At 67.4% G+C, this 21,627-nt stretch carries 23 protein-coding genes; 14 read left to right on the plus strand and 9 right to left on the minus strand.

All coding sequences use genetic code 11. From position 1 onward, the window contains the following. Window positions 1-303 precede the first annotated feature (303 nt). From rpiB to K3A85_RS14315, 7 genes are all read left to right on the plus strand, one after another. Window positions 304-741: a ribose 5-phosphate isomerase B gene (rpiB, locus tag K3A85_RS14285; protein WP_225207181.1), complete on the plus strand. Its 438-nt coding sequence runs from the start codon at window positions 304-306 to the stop codon at window positions 739-741. 17 nt (window positions 742-758) lie between these two features. Beyond that, window positions 759-2,063, plus strand: coding sequence for a serine hydroxymethyltransferase (glyA, locus tag K3A85_RS14290; protein WP_225207182.1), 1,305 nt, complete (start codon window positions 759-761; stop codon window positions 2,061-2,063). Window positions 2,064-2,067: 4 nt separating this feature from the next. Beyond that, window positions 2,068-2,274, plus strand: coding sequence for a hypothetical protein (locus K3A85_RS14295; RefSeq protein WP_225207183.1), 207 nt, complete (start codon window positions 2,068-2,070; stop codon window positions 2,272-2,274). 10 nt (window positions 2,275-2,284) lie between these two features. Next, window positions 2,285-2,752 (plus strand): transcriptional regulator NrdR, encoded by a 468-nt coding sequence (nrdR, locus tag K3A85_RS14300; protein WP_225207184.1) that lies wholly within the window; start codon window positions 2,285-2,287, stop codon window positions 2,750-2,752. After that, window positions 2,749-3,504, plus strand: a complete 756-nt coding sequence (locus K3A85_RS14305; protein WP_225207185.1) for an RNA methyltransferase — start codon at window positions 2,749-2,751, stop codon at window positions 3,502-3,504. The genes nrdR and K3A85_RS14305 overlap by 4 nt, the downstream gene beginning before the upstream one ends. 195 nt (window positions 3,505-3,699) lie before the next feature. After that, window positions 3,700-4,314 carry a 30S ribosomal protein S4 gene (gene rpsD, locus K3A85_RS14310; RefSeq protein WP_225207186.1) on the plus strand — a complete coding sequence of 205 codons (615 nt, stop codon included), beginning with the start codon at window positions 3,700-3,702 and terminating at the stop codon, window positions 4,312-4,314. Window positions 4,315-4,465: 151 nt separating this feature from the next. Next, window positions 4,466-4,663: a hypothetical protein gene (locus K3A85_RS14315; protein ID WP_225207187.1), complete on the plus strand. Its 198-nt coding sequence runs from the start codon at window positions 4,466-4,468 to the stop codon at window positions 4,661-4,663. 171 nt (window positions 4,664-4,834) lie between these two features. Here the strand turns inward: K3A85_RS14315 and K3A85_RS14320 are convergent, their stop codons facing one another. Both K3A85_RS14320 and tgt read right to left on the minus strand, forming a co-directional pair. After that, entirely contained in the window at window positions 4,835-6,973 is a 2,139-nt protein-coding gene (locus tag K3A85_RS14320; RefSeq protein ID WP_225207188.1) for a S9 family peptidase, read from the minus strand. After that, window positions 6,927-8,054, minus strand: coding sequence for a tRNA guanosine(34) transglycosylase Tgt (gene tgt / locus K3A85_RS14325; protein WP_225207189.1), 1,128 nt, complete (start codon window positions 8,052-8,054; stop codon window positions 6,927-6,929). The genes K3A85_RS14320 and tgt overlap by 47 nt, the downstream gene beginning before the upstream one ends. Before the next feature lie 59 nt (window positions 8,055-8,113). Between tgt and K3A85_RS14330 the strand changes: the two genes are divergently transcribed. Further along, a complete protein-coding gene (locus K3A85_RS14330; RefSeq protein ID WP_225207190.1) occupies window positions 8,114-8,884 on the plus strand; it encodes a TSUP family transporter in 771 nt (256 codons plus the stop codon). A 7-nt stretch (window positions 8,885-8,891) separates the two neighbouring features. Here the strand turns inward: K3A85_RS14330 and queA are convergent, their stop codons facing one another. The 5 genes from queA to K3A85_RS14355 all read right to left on the minus strand — a co-directional run bounded on the left by queA (window position 8,892) and on the right by K3A85_RS14355 (window position 12,472). Then, a complete protein-coding gene (queA, locus tag K3A85_RS14335; RefSeq protein WP_225207191.1) occupies window positions 8,892-9,926 on the minus strand; it encodes a tRNA preQ1(34) S-adenosylmethionine ribosyltransferase-isomerase QueA in 1,035 nt (344 codons plus the stop codon). A 43-nt stretch (window positions 9,927-9,969) separates the two neighbouring features. Next, window positions 9,970-10,677, minus strand: coding sequence for a peptidylprolyl isomerase (locus K3A85_RS14340; RefSeq protein WP_225207192.1), 708 nt, complete (start codon window positions 10,675-10,677; stop codon window positions 9,970-9,972). 128 nt (window positions 10,678-10,805) lie between these two features. Beyond that, window positions 10,806-11,318, minus strand: a complete 513-nt coding sequence (coaD, locus tag K3A85_RS14345; RefSeq protein ID WP_225207193.1) for a pantetheine-phosphate adenylyltransferase — start codon at window positions 11,316-11,318, stop codon at window positions 10,806-10,808. Continuing rightward, window positions 11,319-12,224 carry a polyprenyl synthetase family protein gene (locus K3A85_RS14350; RefSeq protein WP_225207194.1) on the minus strand — a complete coding sequence of 302 codons (906 nt, stop codon included), beginning with the start codon at window positions 12,222-12,224 and terminating at the stop codon, window positions 11,319-11,321. Beyond that, window positions 12,221-12,472, minus strand: a complete 252-nt coding sequence (locus tag K3A85_RS14355; RefSeq protein ID WP_225207195.1) for an exodeoxyribonuclease VII small subunit — start codon at window positions 12,470-12,472, stop codon at window positions 12,221-12,223. The genes K3A85_RS14350 and K3A85_RS14355 overlap by 4 nt, the downstream gene beginning before the upstream one ends. Window positions 12,473-12,611: 139 nt before the next feature. Between K3A85_RS14355 and K3A85_RS14360 the strand changes: the two genes are divergently transcribed. The 3 genes from K3A85_RS14360 to K3A85_RS14370 are packed head-to-tail and all read left to right on the plus strand — an operon-like array spanning window position 12,612 to window position 16,357. Continuing rightward, on the plus strand, window positions 12,612-13,421 hold the full coding sequence (locus K3A85_RS14360) for an enoyl-CoA hydratase/isomerase family protein (RefSeq protein ID WP_225207196.1): 810 nt from the start codon (window positions 12,612-12,614) through the stop codon (window positions 13,419-13,421). Window positions 13,422-13,454: 33 nt separating this feature from the next. Next, the gene (purL, locus tag K3A85_RS14365; RefSeq protein WP_225207197.1) at window positions 13,455-15,614 is read left to right on the plus strand and encodes a phosphoribosylformylglycinamidine synthase subunit PurL; all 2,160 of its coding nucleotides are present in this window, start codon (window positions 13,455-13,457) and stop codon (window positions 15,612-15,614) included. Beyond that, window positions 15,611-16,357 (plus strand): DUF72 domain-containing protein, encoded by a 747-nt coding sequence (locus K3A85_RS14370; protein ID WP_225207198.1) that lies wholly within the window; start codon window positions 15,611-15,613, stop codon window positions 16,355-16,357. Before purL ends, K3A85_RS14370 begins: the two co-directional genes overlap by 4 nt. Window positions 16,358-16,361: 4 nt before the next feature. Here the strand turns inward: K3A85_RS14370 and K3A85_RS14375 are convergent, their stop codons facing one another. Together K3A85_RS14375 and serB are read right to left on the minus strand one after the other, a co-directional pair. Continuing rightward, complete coding sequence (locus K3A85_RS14375) at window positions 16,362-17,165, minus strand: ubiquinone biosynthesis protein COQ4 (RefSeq protein ID WP_225207371.1); 804 nt, start codon at window positions 17,163-17,165, stop codon at window positions 16,362-16,364. An 84-nt stretch (window positions 17,166-17,249) separates the two neighbouring features. After that, a complete protein-coding gene (gene serB / locus K3A85_RS14380; protein WP_225207199.1) occupies window positions 17,250-18,134 on the minus strand; it encodes a phosphoserine phosphatase SerB in 885 nt (294 codons plus the stop codon). Here serB and miaA point away from each other — a divergent pair. The 3 genes from miaA to ilvN all read left to right on the plus strand — a co-directional run bounded on the left by miaA (window position 18,127) and on the right by ilvN (window position 21,608). Next, entirely contained in the window at window positions 18,127-19,116 is a 990-nt protein-coding gene (gene miaA, locus K3A85_RS14385; protein ID WP_225207200.1) for a tRNA (adenosine(37)-N6)-dimethylallyltransferase MiaA, read from the plus strand. The genes serB and miaA overlap by 8 nt on opposite strands. 205 nt (window positions 19,117-19,321) lie before the next feature. Then, on the plus strand, window positions 19,322-21,073 hold the full coding sequence (gene ilvB / locus K3A85_RS14390) for a biosynthetic-type acetolactate synthase large subunit (protein WP_225207201.1): 1,752 nt from the start codon (window positions 19,322-19,324) through the stop codon (window positions 21,071-21,073). 19 nt (window positions 21,074-21,092) lie between these two features. After that, the gene (gene ilvN / locus K3A85_RS14395) at window positions 21,093-21,608 is read left to right on the plus strand and encodes an acetolactate synthase small subunit (RefSeq protein ID WP_225207372.1); all 516 of its coding nucleotides are present in this window, start codon (window positions 21,093-21,095) and stop codon (window positions 21,606-21,608) included. Window positions 21,609-21,627 lie beyond the last annotated feature (19 nt).

The raw sequence follows: 21,627 nt of genomic DNA on the forward strand, positions 1-21,627 counted from the left end.
AGCCGCTATAAGACCGCCGCATCGCTCCTTCAAATCGTTGACCATCAGCATCTTGCATCGGCCGTGGGGCCAGGCGACCGGGTGCTCGCGCCGGTCGAACGCTACCCCTGCGGCGGCCCCGAAGTTTTTGCTCAGGACCGTGTCAACTGTGTCAACTTGGCCCCGGCGCCACCGCTTGCGGTCAGCAATTCCCTCCGGTGCAGCGCGACCGCGCGCGCCCTTTTCGGGTGGCGCTCGGCCCCAAGCGCGCCTAAGGGAGGCCGCGATTCCTTCATCATCGCAGCCAGGGCCACCCCGCACGCCATGCGCATCGCCATTGCCTCCGACCACGCCGCCGTCGACCTCAAGGCCGTTTGCTGCGAGTACCTGATCGGCCTCGGCCACGAAGTCGCCGACCTCGGCCCCGAAACGGCGGACCGCGTCGACTACCCCGACTACGGCTACAAGCTCGCCTCGGTCGTCGCCGAAGGCATCGCCGACTATGGCGTCGCGCTGTGCGGCTCGGGCATCGGCATCTCGATCGCGGTCAACCGCAACCCGGCCTGCCGCTGCGCGCTCGTCTCCGAGCCGCTTTCGGCCGCGCTGGCGCGCGAACACAACGACGCCAACGTCCTCGCCATGGGCGCGCGCCTGACCGGCGAGGACATGGCCAAGGCCTGCCTCGACGCCTTCCTTTCGACCGATTTCGGCGGCGGCCGCCACACCGGCCGCGTCGACAAGCTCACCAACCCCTCGTTCTGACCCAGGAGACCGAAGCGATGGCCTCTCTCGCCCCCGACATCCGCAAGCCCGGCTTCTTCACCGAGCACCTCGCCTCGGCCGACGCCGAAGTCTTCGCCGCGATCCAGGGCGAGCTCAAGCGCCAGCAGAACAAGATCGAACTGATCGCGTCCGAGAACATCACCTCGCTCGCGGTGATCGAGGCGACCGGCTCGGTGTTCACCAACAAGTACGCCGAAGGCTATCCCGGCAAGCGCTACTACGGCGGCTGCGAATATGCCGACGTGGTCGAGAACCTCGCCATCGAGCGCGCCAAGACGCTGTTCGGATGCAACTTCGCCAACGTCCAGCCCAACTCGGGCAGCCAGATGAACCAGGCGGTGTTCCTCGCCCTGCTCCAGCCCGGCGACAGCTTCATGGGGCTTGACCTCAATTCGGGCGGCCACCTCACCCACGGCAGCCCCGTGAACATGAGCGGCAAGTGGTTCAACGTCATTCCCTACGGCGTGCGCCCGGACGACCACCTGATCGACATGGACGAGGTCGCTCGCCTCGCCCGCGAGCACAAGCCCAAGCTGATCATCGCCGGCGGCACCGCCTATTCGCGCACCTGGGACTGGGCCGCCTTCCGCGCCATCGCCGACGAGATCGGCGCCTGGCTGCTGGTCGACATGTCGCACATCTCGGGGCTTGTCGCCGGCGGCGCGCACCCCTCGCCGTTCCCGCACGCCCACGTCGTCACCACCACCACGCACAAGTCCTTGCGCGGCCCCCGTTCCGGCGTGATCCTCACCAACGACGAGGACCTCGCCAAGAAGTTCAACACCGCGGTCTTCCCCGGCCTCCAGGGCGGTCCGCTGGTCCACGTCATCGCCGCCAAGGCGGTGGCTTTCGGCGAGGCGCTGCGTCCCGAGTTCAAGGCCTACGCCCACCAGATCGTCAGCAACGCCAAGGCGCTCGCTGAAAGCCTCAAGGAGGCAGGCCTCGGCATCGTCTCGGGCGGCACCGACAACCACCTGATGCTGGTCGACCTCACCGCCAAGGACGTCACCGGCAAGGCGGCGGAAAAGGGCCTCGATCGCGCGTGGCTCACCTGCAACAAGAACGGCGTGCCGTTCGACAAGCGCTCGCCCTTCGTCACTTCGGGCATCCGCCTCGGCACGCCGGCCGGCACCACCCGCGGTTTCCGCGAGGATGAGTTCCGCACCATCGGCAAGCTGATTGCCGAAGTCGTGGACGGGCTCGCCCGCAACGGCGATGATGGCGACGGCCAGGTCGAGCAGCGCGTGCGCGATCAGGTCGAGGCGCTGTGCGCCCGCTTCCCGATCTACCCGGAGCTTTGACCCGATGAGCAGCAACGACGATCTCGCCACCCGCGCCAAGGCCGAAATTTCCGGCATGGCCCGGCAGGGCATGGACCATCCCTCGACCAAGCCGGTCCTGGTCGGCGCCGGCATCGGCGCGGTGGCGGGCGCGTTGCTGCCGGTCGTTTCGCTTCCGGCCGGCCTGCTGATCGGCGCTGGGATCGCGTTCTGGCAGCGGATCAAGAACTGACCCCTGACGGATGCGTTGCCCGTTTTGCGCCCATGACAACAGCCAGGTGAAGGACAGCCGGCCGAGCGAGGACAACACCTCGATCCGCCGGCGCCGTCAGTGCGAAGGCTGCGGCGCGCGCTTCACCACGTTCGAACGCGTGCAACTGCGCGAAGTCACCGTGGTCAAGAGCAACGACCGCCGCGAACCGTTCGACCGCGCCAAGATCGAACAGTCGGTCGCGCTCGCCAGCCGCAAGCGCCCGGTCGCGCAGGAACGGCTCGACCAGCTCGTCTCGGGCATCCAGCGCCAGATCGAGACGCTGGGCGAAAACGAGGTCAGCTCGCGCGAGATCGGCGAGATGGTGATGGAAGGCCTGCGCCAGCTCGACAGCGTCGCCTACATCCGCTTCGCCAGCGTCTATCGCGATTTTGCGCAAGCGCGCGATTTCGAGGAATTCGCCAGCAGCGTCGCCGAAATGAGCCGTCGCGGCCAATGACGTCCGACGCTGCAACCCGAAAGCCGGTGATCGTGCTGGTGCGCCCGCAGCTGGGCGAGAACATCGGCAAGGCCGCGCGCGCCATGCTCAACTTCGGGCTGGACGAGCTGCGCCTCGTCGCCCCGCGCGATGGCTGGCCCAACCCCTCGGCCGGCCCCGCCGCCTCGGGCGCGGACGTGGTGCTGGAAAAGGCGCAGGTCTTCGACACGCTGGCCGAAGCGGTGGCCGATTGCTCGCACGTCTATGCCACCACCGTGCGCAAGCGCGGCGTGACCAAGCCGGTGCTCACGCCCGAACAGGCGGCGAAGGACATCGTCGTCGCCCCCGGCCGCAGCGCGCTGGTGTTCGGCCCCGAACGCTCGGGCCTCGAGACCGACGACGTCGCCCTCGCCCGCGCCATCGTCACCGCGCCGATCAACCCCGAATTCGGCTCGCTCAACCTCGCGCAGGCGGTGATCCTGTGCGCCTATGAATATTCCAAGCACCTCGACCTGGTGCAGCCGACGGTCGAGGACATCCTGCCCCCTGCCCCGCAGGAGGAGTTCGAGGGCATGTTCGAACAGCTGTGCGACATGCTCGAGCCGCGCGGCTATTTCGAGCCCGAGATCCGTGCCGCGGTCACCCGCCGCACCTTGCGCACGCTGCTCACCAAGGCCGGCTGGAACCATCTGGAAGTGCGCACCTTCCGCGGCGTGCTGTCGATCCTGCGCCGCCGGCCGGGGCCGAAGGACGAAGGCGACGCTTGCGCTTGACTCGCGCGGCCAAGCCTGTAAGGGCCGCGCTTCACTTGGACCCGGCGGAAGCCTCTTTCGCCGACAACGTCCTATTGGCCCCGCATTTCCGGTGAAGCGGCGGCCGCATCCGGCAACAGGCCGGATGGTGCGCTCCGGAAGCGAACCCGTCCGTGGCAATCCTGCCGCGGGCAAGCAGATTGGAAAGGAACGCGCATGTCCAAGCGTCATGCTTCGAAGCACAAGATCGACCGCCGCCTTGGCGAAAACATCTGGGGTCGTCCCAAGTCGTCGGTGAACCGCCGCTCGTACGGCCCGGGCCAGCACGGCCAGCGCCGCAAGAGCAAGGTTTCGGACTTCGGCATCCAGCTGCGCGCCAAGCAGAAGCTCAAGGGCTACTACGGCGACGTCACCGAAAAGCAGTTCAAGCGCACCTACCAGGAAGCGGCGAGCATGAAGGGTGACACCGGCCAGAACCTGATCGGCCTGCTCGAACAGCGCCTCGACATGGTCGTCTACCGCGCCAAGTTCGCCCCGACGATCTTCTCGGCCCGCCAGATCGTTTCGCACGGCCACATCTTCGTCAACGGCGTGAAGTGCAACATCGCCTCGCGTCGCGTCCGCCCCGGCGACGTGATCAGCCTCGGCAAGAAGGCCAAGGAAATGGCCCTGATCGCCGAAGCGCTGACCCTGCCCGAGCGCGAAGTGCCCGACTACGTCGCGCAGGACGGCGGCGACAAGGTGACCTTCGTCCGCGTGCCGACGCTCGACGAAGTGCCCTATCCGGTGAAGATGGAACCGAACCTGGTCGTCGAGTTCTACTCGCGCTGATCGGGTCCGCTCCAGCACTGGAACGCGGCAAGAAGGCGGGACGCAAGTCCCGCCTTTTTCCGTTTTTAAGCAAGAGTTTGCTGCATCTTCGTACCGCATCGATTCCGCGACAGGAGGCGGAACCGCCGACCCTGCCCGCGATTGATCGGGCATGACCACGCAATATCGTTTCCTGACCGCTCACCGTACCGGCAAATGGTATCCCGATCTCCGCACCGCGCAGGAACAAGCCTACGCCATCGGCGCCGGCTTCCTCGAGCAGCGAACGGGCGAGTTCTACCAGTACCCGGGCACGCGTCTGGAAACGCGGGTCCTGGAGCCGGTGGAGACGCAGGTCATCGCGGCTTGAAGCACACGCTGCTGCGCGATCCTTTGTGCGCTGTCTCGCGCCGGACCTGTGCAAGAAATCGATCCCGCACCCGATAGCTGAAGGTCGCCTCGAGGCAGCCGCCAGAATGACCCGGCGCCCGCTACGCCGGGTCGGTGTCCTGATCGCATCACCGCTGCTGAGCAGGCGATCCTAGAGCCCCAGCGCCTTGCGGATGAAGGCGTCGCTGTCGGCCAACACCCTGGTCCGTGCGCTGGCGTCGAACAGTTGGTGGTCGAGCCCCGGGAATTCCACCAGTGTCACGTCCTTGCCCGCCGCCTTCAGCTTGTCGCGCATCACCCTCGACTGCGCGATGTCGACGTTCGCGTCGTGGTCCCCGTGGAACAGCAGCACCGGGATCTTGATGCGTTCGGCATTCTGTGCCGGCGAGCCTTCACTGATGTGCGGCCCGCTGCCGATGAAGTCACGTCCAAGCTGGCCGACATCGTTCTTCAACCGCGCAAGGTCGGTGACCGGCGCCACGGCCACGGCCGCCTTGTAAAGATCGGGATCGAGCGCCGCGCCCTGCAGGGCGGCATAACCGCCATAGGACCATCCCACGATGGCGAGCTTGCCCGGCGCGGCGATGCCCTGCTTGAGCAGCCATCGACCGGCATCGTCGACATCGCCGATAGCCGTTCGCCACGACTGGAAACCGTTCTGACGATACCATTCCGAACCCAGGCCGGCGGACCCGCGATAGTTGGGCTGGAGCACCGCGTAGCCACGGACAGCGAAATACTGGACCAGCCAGTCGAAGCCCCATTCGTCGCGCGACGCCGGCCCGCCGTGCGGCATCACGATCGCCGGCAGGTTGCGTCCTTCGCTTCCCGGAGGAAGGGTCAGGTAACCGGGAATCATCGTCCCGTCGGCGGCCGGGAAGGTGATCGCGCGCATCTGCCCCATGGCGATCCCGGAAAGCTCGTTGCGCACGGGAAGCAGCGGCGCGAGCGCCTTGGTCGTCTTGTCGAAGCGATAGAAGGTGCCCGGATCGACGTCGCTGGAGGCAAGCAACAGCAGCTTGTTCGCATCGGCACTGGCGCCAATGAAGCCGACGAGCGGCTGGCCGGGCAAGGCCCTGCTCAACCCGGCGCCCAAGCTCTTCAGCTCCGGATCGAAGAAGGCGTATTCGCGGCGCTCACCGGCATAGGTTGCCCCGACCACGCGGCGGTCGCGCCCGATCTGCACGACATCATCCACATCGACGCCGTCCTTTGCCAGCACCAGCGTGCGCGTGCCCTCCCCATCGAGCGAGATCGAATAGAGCGCCTTGAAACCGTTTAGCGAATCCACACCGTAAACGACGTTCTTCGTCGCATCGACGGCGAGCGGTTCGAAGCCCTCGCCCATTCCGGTATCGTCCAGCCGCACGCGCGACAGGGAGTGCCATTCGCGGCTGCCCGGCGCACGGTACGAATAGTTGAGATGGCCGCGCTGCTCTCCATCCGGATCACGCGGCTGCACCCCCATCACGCGGACGTTGCCACTGCCATCGCTGAGATACTGGACCGCTTCAAAGGCCGGACGTTCGACGTTGTGGCGCAGCAAGGTGCGGGTATCGACTTCCTCGACCCCGAACCCGTTGACTTCGCGCTTGGCGTTGCTGCCGATCGTGACTTCGGGAAGATAGTACCGCGACAGCAGGATGCTGTCAGGCTTGCCCGGCACGTTCCAGTCAACGATGTCGCCCCCGCCCCCGAGCACGGCGCCGATGGTGTTGCTGCCTCCGTCCGCCGTGAGCTGGCGCGGATTGGAACCATCGGCGTTCAGCACGATCAGCCGTGACATCGCGACGTTGTCGGAACCCGTGCCGACGACCGTGTAGTTGGAGCAGATGAGCCGGGTCTCGGTCGGCCAGGCACACCATCGCAAGTTCTGGGTCCCGGCACGCTGCGCGAGGATGGCTTTAGGCTGTCCATCGCCGGCCAGATCGACCACCATGATCACGGCGCCGCCCTGGGGGCGCGGGGCAATGTAGGCGATCTTGTCGCCGCTGGGCGAAAGGCTGAGTTGTCTGACCGATTCCAGCGCTCCGAAGCGCGCCGCCAGCGATGCCGGATCGACCGCCGTGCCCTGCGCCATCGCGCTTCCCCCGGCAAACCCACCGGCCGTCGTCACGCCGACAAACGCAAGCGCGGTGCGAAATGCCTTGTACGAAATCATCGTGCCCCCGGACAATGTTGCCGGCGAGCCTAGACAGTTTGCCCCTAGTTTCCATTCCCTCGGAGTGCTTTCCGCGACAAGTTCATCGCTTCTCGAAATAATCCCGCCGAAAATCCCGCGCAAACGCATCGAACCGCTGTTCCGCGATCGCGGCGCGCATCGCGGCCATCAACTGCTGGTAAAACCAGATGTTGTGTTCGGTCAGCAGGATCGCGCCGAGCATTTCGCCGGTCTTGTGCAGGTGATGGAGGTAGGCGCGGCTGTACTTGGCGCAGGTGGGGCAGGCGCAGCGTTCGTCGACGGGGCCGGTATCCTCGGCATGGCGGGCGTTGCGCATGTTGAGGGGGCCGTTCCACGTGAACGCCTGTCCGTTGCGGCCCGAGCGCGTCGGCAGCACGCAGTCGAACATGTCGACCCCGCGCTCGACCGCGCCGACGAGATCGTCGGGCTTGCCCACGCCCATCAGGTAGCGGGGACGGTCCGCAGGCAGCTGGCCGGGCGCGAATTCGAGCGTTTCGAACATCGCCTGCTGGCCCTCGCCCACCGCAAGGCCGCCGATCGCGTAGCCGTCGAAGCCGATGTCGGTCAGCGCATCGGCGCTCGCCTTGCGCAAGCTTTCGTCGAGCGCGCCCTGCTGGATGCCGAACAGCGCGGCGCGGCTCGCGTGCTCCTCACCCGCATCGAAGGCGTCGCGACTGCGGCGGGCCCAGCGCATCGACATTTCCATCGAGCGCGCGATCACGTCGCGCGGCTGGTCGATCCTGGGGCATTCGTCGAAGCACATGACGATGTCGCTGCCGAGCAGGCGCTGGATCTCCATCGAGCGCTCGGGGCTGAGCATATGGCGCGAGCCGTCGACATGGCTGGCGAAGGTGACGCCTTCCTCGGTGATCTTGCGCAAATCGGACAGGCTCATCACCTGGTAGCCGCCGCTGTCGGTGAGGATCGGGCGGTCCCAGCCCATGAACTTGTGCAGGCCGCCAAGGCGCGCCACGCGCTCCGCGCCGGGGCGCAGCATCAGGTGGTAGGTATTGCCGAGGATGATGTCGGCGCCACTGGCGCGAACCTCCTCCACCTTCATCGCCTTGACCGTCGCGGCGGTGCCGACAGGCATGAACGCCGGCGTGCGGATTTCGCCGCGCTGCATGCGGATGACGCCGGTACGCGCCTTGCCGTCGGTTGCGTGGATATCGAAGGAAAAGCGCGTCATCGGGATCACTGGCGAAAAAGAAGATTGCGGCCCTTAGGCGCAATCGCCATGGCGCGCAAATGCTCGCGCCCGCGCACCTCGACCTGTGGTTCTACCCCGCGCTGACGCTGGTCGCGGTGCTGACCGGCTTCATCGACGCGGTGGCGGGCGGCGGCGGCTTGGTGATGATGCCGGTGCTGCTCTCGACCCCGCTGCCGCCGCATGTCGTGCTCGGCACCAACAAGGTGCAGTCGATGTTCGGGACCGGCATGGCCACCTGGCGCTACTGGCGCGCCGGGCTGTTCAGCTTCCGCACGAGCGCGCCGACCGCTGTGGTGGTGTTCGCGGGCGCGCTGATCGGCTCGCTGGCGATCCAGCGGCTCAGCACCGACGTGCTCAAGCTGGTGGTGCCGGTGCTGCTGATCGCGGTGGCACTCTATACGGTGCTGTCGCCGAGCATGACCGACGACGACCGCCATGCGCGGCTGGGCGAAAAGGGCTACATGCCGGTGGGCGCGGGCGTTGCCTTCTACGACGGGTTCTTCGGTCCCGGCGCGGGACAGTTCTTCACCACGACGCTGGTCGCCTTGCGCGGCCTCGGCCTGACGCGCGCGACGGGGCTCACCAAGTACCTCAACGTCACCAGCAACATCGCCAGCGTGATCGTGTTCACCATCGGCGGGCAGGCGATGTGGCTGCTCGGGCTCTGCATGGGCGCGGGCGCGATGTGCGGCGCCATGATCGGCAGCCACTTCGCCACCCGCCACGGCGCCAAGGTGATCCGCCCGCTGCTGGTGGTGGTGAGCCTGGGGCTGACCGGGCGCCTGGTCTGGGGCTGGTTCACCGCCTGAGCGGCGTTCAGTCCTCGGGCAGCAGCAGGCTCGAATCCCCGTAGCTGTAGAACCTGTACCCTGCCGCGATGGCATGGGCATAGGCGGCAATCATCCGGTCGCGGCCCATCAGCGCGCTGACCAGCATCATCAGCGTCGACTTGGGCAGGTGGAAGTTGGTCATCAGCCCGTCGATCGCGCGGAAGACATAGCCCGGCGTGATGAAGATCGCGGTGTCGCCCTCGAACGGGCGGATGATCTTGTCCACTCCGCAAGCGCTTTCGAGCAGGCGCAGGCTGGTGGTGCCGACCGCGATCACCCGGTGCCCCGCAGCGCGCGCGGCGTTGAGCCGGTCGCAGGTCGCGGCATCGATCGTGCCCCATTCGGCGTGCATCGCGTGATCGTCGGTGTCCTCGGCCTTGACCGGCAGGAACGTGCCCGCGCCCACGTGGAGCGTCAGCGTCTCGGTCCTGATCCCCGCCGCCGCCAGCGCCGCCATCAACCCGGGCGTGAAGTGCAAGGCGGCCGTCGGCGCAGCGACCGCGCCGTCCTTGGCCGCGAACATCGTCTGGTAGTCGGCCTTGTCCTGCTCGTCGGTCGGCCGCTTGCCGGCGATATAGGGCGGCAGCGGCATGCGCCCGGCGCGTTCGAGCAGCACTTCGACCGGCTCGTCGCCCGGGAAGAACAGCGTCCAGCTGCCGTCGGCGTGACGCGCCTCGGCAAAGCCGGTGACGCCCGCGCCGAACGCGATCTCGTCGCCTTCGCGCAGACGCTTGGCGTTGCGCACGAAGGCCTGCCAGCGGCGCAGGTCGACCCGCTTGTGCAGCGTCGCGCCCACCCGCGCCTCGCCCCGCTGCCCTTCGAGCTGGGCGGGGATCACCCGGGTGTCGTTGAACACCAGCACGTCGCCGGCGCGCAGCAGACCCGGCAGGTCGCGGACCACGTGGTCGGTGAACGGCCCCTCCGGCCCGACGCGCAGCAGGCGCGCCGAGTCGCGCGGACGGGCCGGGCGCAGGGCGATGTTTTCGGGCGGAAGGTCGAAGTCGAACAGGTCAACGCGCATGGGACAGCGCCCCTAGCGCGATTGCGCCGGCAATTCGAGCCTGTCAGTTCGACTTCGAGTTGCGCAGCATGTCCGTGGTGATCGCGGGCGCGGCGGCGGGCGCGGCGGGCAGCGCCTGCGGCTTGTCGTCCGAGGCGAGCGATGCCTGGAGGATGCGGGTCGGGTTCGCCGGCGGCTCGCCGCGCTGGATCGCGTCCACGGTGTCCATCCCGGCGATCACCCGGCCAAAGGCGGTGTACTTGTGGTCCAGTCCCATGCGCGGGTAGAACACGATGAAGAACTGGCTGTTGGCCGAGTTCGGATCATCGGTGCGCGCCATCGACACGGTGCCGCGCACGTGCGGCGCATCGTTGAACTCGGCGGCGAGGTCGGGCAGCTTCGATCCGCCCTGCCCGGTGCCGGTCGGGTCGCCGGTCTGGGCCATGAAGCCGTCGATCACGCGGTGGAAGATGATGCCGTTGTAGAAGCCCTGCCCCACCAGCTCCTTGATCCGCTCGACATGGTGCGGCGCCCACTGCGGCATCAGCCGGATCGCGACGCGGCCGCCGTTCGACAGGTCGAGCAGCAGCACGTTCTGCGGATCGTGGCTCTGGTCGGGATCGACCGCATAGGGGAACGACTGCGAGGACTGCACGCGCTCGACCTCGATCGGGCGGACTTCCGGCTTTTCCTTCTGCGCCAGCGCCGGGGTCACGGCGAGCGCGGACAGGGCAGCGGCAAGAACCAGGGAGCCGGCGGTACGAAGCGTCATGCGTATGTGATCCTCGAAGCACGGAAATACGCGCAAGGGTCCGGCGCGGTCCGTTCGCGGTGCGGATAGAGCGCGCGCGCTGACGCTGCAATGAACGATTGCAGCGCGCAAGGCGCGCGAAGGATGTGTCAATAGTCGCCGAGCCGGCCCACCTTCTCGACCCGCGCCACCACGTCGTCGCGGATCGCCGGCGTCACGAAGTCGCCGATGTCGCCGCCGAACAGCGCGATTTCCTTGACCAGCTTCGACGCGATCGGCTGGAGCGACACGTCGGCCATCAGGAACACCGTCTCGATCTCGGCGTCGAGCTGCTGGTTCATGCCGGCCATCTGGTATTCGTACTCGAAGTCGGCGACGGCGCGCAGGCCGCGGATGATCACGCTCGCCCCTTGCGCGCGGGCGAACTTCATCAGCAGCGCGTTGAAGCCGACCACCTCGACGTTGTCGATGCCCTGCTCGGCCAGCTCGCGCGTGACCATCGCCATGCGCTCGTCGGGGGTGAACATCGGGTTCTTCGACGGATTGGTGGTGACGCCGATGATCAGCTTGTCGACCAGCTTGGCCCCGCGACGAATGATGTCGAGGTGGCCGAGGGTGATCGGGTCGAACGTGCCGGGATAGACCCCGATCCTTTCTCCCATTCAACGATCCCTTTCGATGATGAACCGCGCGATTTCACGCAGCAGGTCGGCCTCGGGGCCGAATTGGGACAAGTGCGCGATCGCCTGGTCGACGAGCATCCGCGCCTGTTCGCGCGCGCGCGCCGCGCCGAGCAGCGAAAGGAACGTCTCCTTGCCCGCCGCCGCGTCCTTGCGCAGCGCCTTGCCGGCGGCCTGTTCGTCGCCTTCGGCATCGAGCAGGTCGTCGGCGATCTGGAAGGCAAGGCCGATGTCGCGGGCATAGCCGCGCAAGGGGGTGCGCCCCTCCACCGGCAGGCGGCCGAGGATCGCGCCCATTTCCACCGCCGCGCCGAGCAGCGCGCCGGTCTTCAATTGCTGCAGCCGTGTCACGGTCTGTAGGTCGAAGCCACCCTCCTCGGCGGCGATGTCCATCATCTGCCCGCCAGCCATGCCGTCCATCCCGCTCGCCGTCGCCAGCGTGCGGACCAGTTCGATGCGCACGAACGGATCGCCGCTCATCGCCGGGTCAGACAGCACTTCGAAGGCGAAAGCGTGCAGCGCATCGCCCGCGAGCACCGCGGTCGCCTCGTCGAACGCCTTGTGCACCGTTGGCTTGCCATGGCGCATGGCGTCGTCGTCCATGCACGGCAGGTCGTCGTGGATCAGCGAATAGACGTGGATCGCCTCGATCGCGGTGCCGGCGCGGATCGCCGAGGTGCGGTCGGCGCCGAACAGGCCGGCCGTCGCCGCCAGCAGCAGCGGGCGCATCCGCTTGCCCCCGCCGATCGCGGCATATCGCATCGCTTCGACCAGGCGGTCGCGCTGGTCCCCGGCGAGCGGCAACAGCGCATCGAAGCTCGCGTCGATCTCGCGGGCGATCTGGGCGAGCGCCGGGCCCAGCAATCCGCTCACCGCGACAAGGCTCATGCGTCGGCTTCGTCGAACGGGCGGGTGCCGACCGGGCGGCCGTCGCGGTCGGCGACGATCGCCTCGATCCGCGCCTGCGCCGCGTCGAGCCGGGCCTGGCAATGCGCCCGCAGGGCATCGCCGCGGGCGTAGAGATCGATCGACTCGTCGAGCGGCGCTTCGCCGCTTTCGAGCCGGCGCACGACCTCCTCGAGGCCCTTGAGCGCTTCTTCGAACGAAAGCGCGGCGATATCAGGCTGGGTTCCCATCCTCGCCAGCATTGACCCGGCGATGGCGGCGGGTCAAGCTTGGGGCAACAGGAAAAGCGGACGATGATAGCGCGCTGGCCGGGCGCCTGCCCCCGCCTCGCATCTGCAAACCATTGCAATCCGCGTGGAGAGACTGCTGATGGCCGAGACCCCCTCCCCCGTTTCGACCCGCCGCCATGGCCGGGTGCTCGAGATCGTCCTCACCAATCCCCCGCGCGGCTACATGAACGCGCGCATGGCCGCCGACCTGCTCGCCACGGTGCGTAGCGCACAGGCCGACGACAGCATCGGCGCGCTGCTCGTCACCGGCGGGCTCGAAGGCGTGTTCGTCCGCCACTACGACGTGGGCGAGATCGCCGCGGTCTCGGCCGCGCTGGCCGAAGGCAGGATCGGCCCGGAAGCCTTCGAAAAGGGCTCCGACGTTCTCGACCTGGTCAAGGCCATGATCGATTCGCCGATCCCCACCGTGGCGGCGATCAACGGCATGTGCATGGGCGGCGGCTGCGAATTCGCCCTCAGCTTCGACATGCGCGTGGCGCAAACCGGCGACTATCGCATCGGCCTTCCCGAAACGCGGCTGGGAATCATTCCGGGCGTGGGCGGGCAGTACCTGCTCGCGCGCCTGATCGGGGTCGTGCGGGCGACGGCCGCGGTGATGCGGGGCGCGGTGTTCACGCCGGAGGAGGCGCATCGCCTCGGCGTGGTCGACGAAGTCGTCGCGGATGCGCGAGCGCGCGGGCTCGAACTGGCGCAGGACTATGCCGCGCGGCCGCGCATCGGCATCGACGCGACGCGGCGGCTTGCCCGCATGATCGAAGCGGGCGCGCCGCAGCAGGACGTGCTCGACCGGACCGCGCGCGAATTCGCCGGCACGCTGATCGACAGCCCGGAGACCGACCGCCTGATCGCCCGCTTCCTTGGGCAGGGCGAGGACATCCTCGCGGACTAGCCCTTTCGTTCCGGCGGCGCTAAGGGGGCCGCCATGTCTCAGATCACGCCAGACGTCGTCGCCGCCCACGGGCTGTCCGAGGAAGAATACCAGCGCGTCCTGAACGCGCTCGGGCGCGAGCCGAACCTCGTCGAGCTCGGCATCTTTTCGGTGATGTGGTCGGAGCATTGCTCGTACAAGTCGAGCCGCATCCACTTGAAGAAGCTGCCGACCGAGGCCCCCTGGGTGATCTGCGGCCCCGGCGAGAATGCCGGCGTGATCGACATCGGCGATGGCCAGGCCGCCATCTTCAAGATGGAAAGCCACAACCACCCTTCGTACATCGAGCCCTACCAGGGCGCGGCGACCGGCGTCGGCGGCATCCTGCGCGACGTGTTCACGATGGGCGCGCGCCCCGTCGCCAACATGAACGCCCTGCGTTTCGGCAGGCCCGATCATCCGAAGATGAAGCATCTGGTGCAGGGCGTGGTTGCGGGCATCGGCGGCTATGGCAACTGCGTCGGCGTGCCCACCGTCGGCGGCGAAACCAACTTCCACAAGGCCTACGACGGCAACATCCTCGTCAACGCGATGACCGTGGGCGTGGCCGATACCGACAAGATCTTCTATTCGGCAGCGACCGGCCTCGGCAATCCGATCGTCTATGTCGGCTCCAAGACCGGCCGCGACGGCATCCACGGCGCAACGATGGCCTCGGCCGACTTCGACGAGAAGTCCGAAGAGAAGCGCCCCACCGTGCAGGTGGGCGATCCCTTCACCGAAAAGCTGCTGATCGAAGCGTGCCTCGAACTGATGGCGACCGACGCCATCGTCGCGATCCAGGACATGGGCGCGGCGGGCCTCACCTCCTCGTCGGTGGAAATGGCCACCAACGGCAAGGCCGGCATCGTGCTCGACATGGACAAGGTGCCCTGCCGCGAAGAGGGCATGACGCCCTACGAGATGATGCTGTCGGAAAGCCAGGAGCGCATGCTCATGGTGCTCAAGCCCGGCAAGGAAGCCATGGCCGAAGCCATCTTCAGGAAGTGGGAACTGGACTTTGCCGTGATCGGCGAAGTAACCGACACCGGCCACATGGTCCTGACCTTCCAGGGCGAGACGGTGTGCGACATTCCGCTCGGCCCCCTTGCCGAAGATGCGCCGCTCTACGACCGCCCGCACCTGTCGCTCGATGAATACAAGGCCTGGGCCAAGGTCGAACCGCTGGGTGACGTTTCCGCCAGCACCGACCTCGGCGCCGATCTGGTCAAGCTGATCGGCTGCCCGGACCTCGCCAACCGGCGCTGGATCTTCGAACAGTACGACAGCCAGGTCGGCGCCGACACGTTGCAGAAGTCGGGCGGCGACGCCGCGGTCGTGCGCGTCCACGGCACCGACAAGGCGCTGGCGATCAGCACCGACTGCACCCCGCGCTACTGCTATGCCGACCCTTACGAAGGCGGCAAGCAGGCGGTGGCCGAAACCTTCCGCAACATCTGCGCGGTCGGCGCAACGCCGCTCGCCATCACCAACTGCCTCAACTTCGCCAACCCGCAGCGGCCGGAAATCATGGCCCAGATCGTCGAGGCGCTGAACGGCATGGGCGATGCCTGCCGTGCGCTCGACTATCCGATCGTGTCGGGCAACGTCTCGCTCTACAACGAATCCAAGGCGACCGGCGGCGGCTCGGCCATCCTGCCCACCCCCGCCATCGGCGGCGTCGGCCTGATGCTCGACCACGAAGTCATGACCACCGTCGCGTTCAAGAACGATGGCGATGCGATCTGGCTGCTGGGCGGTGAAGGCACCCACCTCGGCCAGTCGCTGTGGCTGCGCGAAATCGCGGGCCGCGAAGCCGGCGATGCACCGAAGGTCGATCTTTCCGCTGAACGCCGCAACGGCGAACAGGTCCGCGAATGGATCGCCGACGGCAAGCTGACCGCCGTGCACGATATCTCCGACGGCGGCCTGCTCGTCGCGCTCGCCGAAATGGCGCTTGCCGGCAACAAGGGCTGCACGCTCGACATCGCGCTCGATACGGCCAAGGCCTTTGGCGAGGATCAGTCGCGCTACCTCGTCACCACCGCGGCGGACACCGTGCTCGACGGCGCCACGCGGATCGGCACGGTCGGCGGATCGCAGGTCGCAGGCGTTTCGCTCGCCGCCCTGCGCGACGCCAACGAGGCGTTCTTCAAGGACTGGATGGAAGCGTGAGTTCCGGGTCCATCCGCGTCGGCATCGGCGGATGGACCTACGAACCCTGGCGCGGCGGGGCCTTCTATCCCGAAGGCCTGCCGCACAAGCGCGAGCTGGAATACGCCGCCGCGCACCTCACCTGCATCGAGATCAACGCGACCTATTACGGTCGCCAGAAGCCGCAGAGCTTCGCCGCTTGGGCCGCCGCCGCGCCCGATGGTTTCCGCTTCAGCCCGAAGGCATCGCGCTATTCCACGCAGCGCAAGGTGCTGGCGGACTGCGGCGATTCCATCGCCAAGTTCCTCGGCCAGGGCTTTACCGAACTGGGGCCCAAGCTCGGCCCAATCCTCTGGCAGTTCCGCGAGGGCAAGCGGTTCGAACGCGACGACTTCGCCCGTTTCCTCGACCTGATTCCCGATGCGCAGGACGGCGTGCCGCTACGCCACGCGCTCGAAGTGCGCGATGAAAGCTTCCGCGATCCTGCTTTCCTCGACCTTGCCCGCGCGCGCAACATGGCGGTCGTCTTCGCCGACAGCGCGGAGTTTCCGCAGATCGACGAACAGACCGCCGACTTCACGTATGCCCGGTTGCAGCGATCGAGCGCCGACCACCCGGCCGGCTACAGCGCCGCAGCCATCGCCGAATGGGCCACTCGCGCCCGCGCTTGGGCGCGGGGCGCGCGCGATGTCTACATGCTGTTCATCTCGGGCGCGAAGGAGCGCAACCCTGCCGCCGCGCAGGCGCTGATCGCCGCGCTTTAGGCCGTTACGCCGCCTTCTTCGCGTTCTTGCCCAGCAGGTCATAGGGATCTACGCCCAAGGCCCGCCACGCATCGTGCGCCGCATGATAGTGCACCGGCCGCGTGATGTTCAGCTTGGCGCGCGCCTCTTCCAGCGGCATCGGCAGCAGGTCGAGCACCGACTGTTCACACAGCCGCGGGCAGGCCTTGCCGAGGCGTTGGCCCTCGCGCACCGCCTTCAGCACCGGCGCGTCGCTCTTGACCTGCTTCTTCATGTTGAGGCCGGCCATATAGCCGATGAACAGGTGCGCCGGGCTCGGCTGCTGGCTGTAGGTGAAGGCGAGCACGCAGGCCTCGCCCAAGGCGTCGCGGCCATAGCCGGTCAGCACGTGGAGCAGGTCGTGCACGTCGCGCATGCGGTTGAGATACCAGACGAACTGGTCATCGAACTTGGGCTTGTCGGCGGCGAACTTGTCGAACTCGTCGACCAGGCCCTGCGCGGTCAGCCCTTCGCGCTCCATGAAGTCGCAATAGGCGTGCGCGACCGAGCCTTCGGGCATCGCGCGCAGCCGCGGGTGATCGTCGAGGATCAGCGGCAGCCGCGCCTCGCGCGCGCGGATCTGCTGGCCCCGTTCGCTCTCCAGGAACTTGAGCGCGGTCGGCTTGAGATTGCGCCACGGCAGCGATTCGAAGATGCGGAACACCTCCTCGGTGTTTTCCTTGTCCTTCAGCAGCTCGCGGAAATGGTGCCAGGCCTTGAGCGGCCGCAGCTTCAGCTCCGGGCGGCGCTCGTCATAGAGCGGCAGGTCGGGCTGGATCGTACCGGACATCGCGTTCACGCAGGCTCTCCCGATCGATTCTTGTTGCCCCAGATATTAACAGACCTGTCAATAACCCGTCAACGCCGTCCGCGGTCAATCCAGCACCCAGTCCTCGCGGGCCACGCCGAGGAGGTCGAGGATCGCGGTCAGGTCGCCCCGGTCGATCCACCCGTCGGCCGCCGAACGGGCCTTGGGCTTGGCGCGATAGGCCACGCCGAAGCTTGCCGCCTCGATCATCGGGATGTCGTTGGCGCCATCGCCGGTGGCAAGGCTCACCACGTCCGCGCCCAGCCGTTCGGTCTCTTCCAGCAGCACCTTCTTCTTGACCGAACTGTCGACGATCCCGCCGACAAGGCCCCCGGTCAGCACGCCCTCGTGCAGGCCCAACCGGTTGCCGACCACGCGATCGAACCCCAGCATCTCGGCCACCGGATCGGCGAAGGAGTGGAAGCCCCCGGTCACCAGCACGGTATGGCAGCCGCGCGCCTTTAGCGTCGAGACCAGCGTGCGCGCGCCGGGCATCGGGCGGATGCGCTCGTCGAGGCATTGGCGGATCGCTGCTTCGGGCAAGTCCTTGAGCAGGCCGACGCGTTCGCGCAGCGCGCTTTCGAAATCGAGCTCGCCCTGCATCGCGCGCTCGGTGATCGCGGCGATGCGATCCTTGAGGCCCGCGAAATCGGCCAGCTCGTCGATGCATTCCTGCCCGATCATCGTCGAATCCATGTCCGAAACGAACAGGTTCGGCAGGCTGAACGGCTGGTTCGACAGCAACAGGTCGCTGTCCGGGAAGCACCGGTCGAGAATCGCGCGCACTTGCGCCGGATCGCCCTCGACCAGCTCGAGCTCGAGCACGTTGGTGCAGAATTCGAGCATGCCCGCCCCGGCCACGTCCCAGCCGCGCGCCTCGATCATCTCCATCGCCAGCGCAAGATTGTCACCAAGCGTGTCAGGGTCTGCTATCAGCCGCGCGATGAGCACCGGGAGTTCCTTCGAGAGAGACGTCGACCACGCCGCAGCGGCGAAGCCGAGGCTCGCGCTCATCGCAGGGCCGACCGCCAGCGGCAAGAGCGATCTCGCCGTCGCGCTGGCGATGGCCGAGCGCGACGCGGGCCGGGAGGCGGTGGTGATCAACGCCGACAGCGCGCAGGTCTACGCCGACCTTGCCGTGCTCAGCGCGCGCCCCTCGGACGAGGAGATGCACGGTGTCCCCCATCGCCTGTTCGGCGCGTGGGACGGCGCGCAGACCTGCTCGGCGGCGGACTGGGCGGCCGCCGCCCGCGCCGAGATCGCGCGCGCGCACCAATGCGGCGCGTTGCCGATCCTCGTCGGCGGCACCGGGCTCTATATTCGTACGCTGCTCGACGGGATCGCGCCGATCCCCGCGATCGACCCGGCAATCCGCGCCGAAGTCCGCGCCCTGCCCGTCGCCGAGGCCGGCGCGGCGCTGCAACGCGAAGACCCGGCGCGCGCCGCCGCGCTGCACCCTAACGACACCACCCGCATCGCCCGCGCGCTCGAGGTCGTGCGCAGCACCGGGCGGTCGCTCGCCGAATGGCAGGCGGCGCGCGAAGGCGGCATCGGCGACAGCGTCGACCTGCACCCGCTGATTCTGCTGCCCGAGCGCGGCTGGCTCTACGCCCGCTGCGACTTGCGCTTCGCCCGGATGTGGGAGGCAGGCGCGCGCGATGAAGTCGCCGCACTGCTCGCGCGCGATCTCGACCCTGCGCTGCCCGTCATGCGCGCCATCGGCGTGCCCGAGATCGCCGCCTTCCTGCGCGGGGAAATCGCGCAGGACGCGGCGATTCGCGCCGGGCAACAGGCGACGCGCAACTACGCGAAACGGCAATACACCTGGCTGCGGCACCAGAATCCGGACCACTGGCCCCGGCTTGCGTTCGAAAATTCCATTGACACGGAACGGGCTGTAAGTTTATTGCGCAATCCGTCGATTGACAGATAGTTTTGTATCACTTAGCAAGCCGTCAATTGCCCGGCCCCGGCCGGGTGTCCCGAGGTGGGAGAGACGGCCCGGCGCAGGCAATGCGCCGGGCCGAAACATTTTCGGCTTCGGCGCTGCGGACCTTTGCGCCCGCACTGCCACAAGGTGTTTCGTTCGGGTCCCCCCGAGGCTATGGGCGGACCTTCGCAAGCAAGGGAATTGTCGCGTGAAAACCGAGCGCAGCGGCGCCGAAATCCTCGTCGAGAGCCTGGTCGCCAAGGGCGTCGAATTCGTGTTCGGCTATCCCGGCGGCGCGGTGCTGCCGATCTACGACGCCCTTTTCGGCGACGAGCGCATCCGCCACATCCTCGTCCGCCACGAAGCCGGCGCCGCCCACGCCGCCGAAGGCTATGCCCGCGCCACCGGCAAGCCCGGCGTCGTGCTGGTGACCTCGGGCCCGGGGGCAACCAATGCCGTTACCGGCATTGCCGACGCCTTCATGGATTCGATCCCGCTCGTCGTGATCACCGGCCAGGTGCCCACCGGGCTGATCGGTTCGGACGCGTTCCAGGAAGCCGACACCATCGGCATCACCCGCCACTGCACCAAGCACAACTACCTGGTGAAGGATCCGGCGCAGCTCGCCGCGATCATCGACGAGGCGTTCCGCATCGCCACCGAGGGCCGCCCCGGCCCGGTCGTGATCGACATTCCCAAGGACGTCCAGATCGCGCAGGCCGCATGGGATGCCGTCGCCCCGCAGCAGCGCAACCGCTACGCCCCGCAGGTTCAGGCGCCGGCCGACGACATCGCCGAAGCGGTGCGCATGATCGCCGCGGCCAACGCGCCGATCCTCTATACCGGCGGCGGCGTGATCAATTCCGGGCCCGAAGCCACCCGCCTGCTGCGCGAACTGCAGCAGCTGACCGGCGCGCCCGTCACCTCGACGCTGATGGGCCTCGGCGCCTTCCCGGCCGAAGATCCGGCCTGGCTCGGCATGCTCGGCATGCACGGCACCTATGAAGCCAACATGGCGATGAACCGGGCGGACCTGATCGTCTGCGTCGGCGCCCGCTTCGACGATCGCGTGACCGGCCGGCTCGATGCCTTCGCGCCCAACAGCCGCAAGATCCACATCGACATCGACCGCGCCTCGATCAACAAGACCGTGCGCGTCGATCTGCCGCTGATCGGCGATTGCGCCAAGGTGCTCGGCCAGATCATCGAAGGCTGGCGCGAAGCCGGCTGCCGCAAGGCCGACCAGACCGAATGGTACGCGCGCATCGACGGCTGGCGCGCGCGCCAGAGCCTTGCCTACCCGCGTCGCAAGAAGGGCGAGATCATGCCCCAGTTCGCGGTCGAGCGGCTCCATGCCCTGACCAAGGACCGCGATCCGATCATCGCCACCGAAGTCGGCCAGCACCAGATGTGGGCGGCGCAGTACTTCCCGTTCCAGAAGCCCAACAAGTGGCTCACCTCGGGCGGCCTCGGCACGATGGGCTATGGCCTGCCCGCCGCGATCGGCGCGCAGCTCGGCAACCCGGACACCTTGGTGATCGACGTCGCGGGCGACGCCTCGATCCAGATGAACATCCAGGAGCTGGGCACCGCCACGCAGTATCGCCTGCCGGTCAAGGTGTTCATCCTCAACAACGAATGGATGGGCATGGTCCGCCAGTGGCAGGAACTGACCTACGAAAGCCGCTATTCGAACTCCTATTCGGACAGCCTGCCCGATTTCGTGAAGCTCGCCGAAGCCTATGGCTGGAAGGGCATCCGCATCGAGGATGAAAGCCAGCTCGACGCCGGCATCCAGGCGATGATCGACCACGATGGCCCGGTGATCGTCGATTGCCTCGTGACCAAGGAAGCCAACTGCTTCCCGATGATCCCGAGCGGAGCGGCGCACACCGACATGATCCTCTACGGGGACGAAGTCGCAGGCACGATGGACGACGAAGCCAAGGCGCTCGTCTGAGGGACCCCGCAAGACCATGATGCACATTGCCCAGGAGGCGCAGGAGCGCCACGTCCTCACCATCACCGTCGATAACGAGGCGGGGATCCTCGCCAAGATCGCGGGGCTGTTCACCGCGCGCGGCTACAACATCGACAGCCTGACCGTGGCCGACATCACCGACGGCCACGATGTCAGCCGCATCACCATCGTGACGCACGGTCCGCCGCCGATCATCGACCAGATCCGTGCCCAGCTCGAACGGCTGGTGCCGGTGCACAAGGTCACCGACCTCACCGAGATCGGCCCCTTCGTCGAACGCGAACTCGCGCTGATCAAGGTTGCCGGCACGGGCGAGAACCGCGTCGAGGCGCTGCGCCTTGCCGACGTGTTCCGGGCCAAGGTGGTCGACACCACCACATCGAGCTTCGTCTTCGAACTGACCGGCGCGCCCGACAAGATCGACAGCTTCGTCGCGCTGATGAAGCAGCTGGGCCTCGTCGAAGTCGGCCGCACCGGCATCGTCGGCATGATCCGCGGCGCCACGGCCGCCTGAAATTTTCAAAACCTTTCAA

Source organism: Novosphingobium huizhouense (assembly GCF_020179475.1).
In the GTDB taxonomy this organism is placed as follows: Bacteria; Pseudomonadota; Alphaproteobacteria; order Sphingomonadales; family Sphingomonadaceae; genus Novosphingobium; species Novosphingobium huizhouense.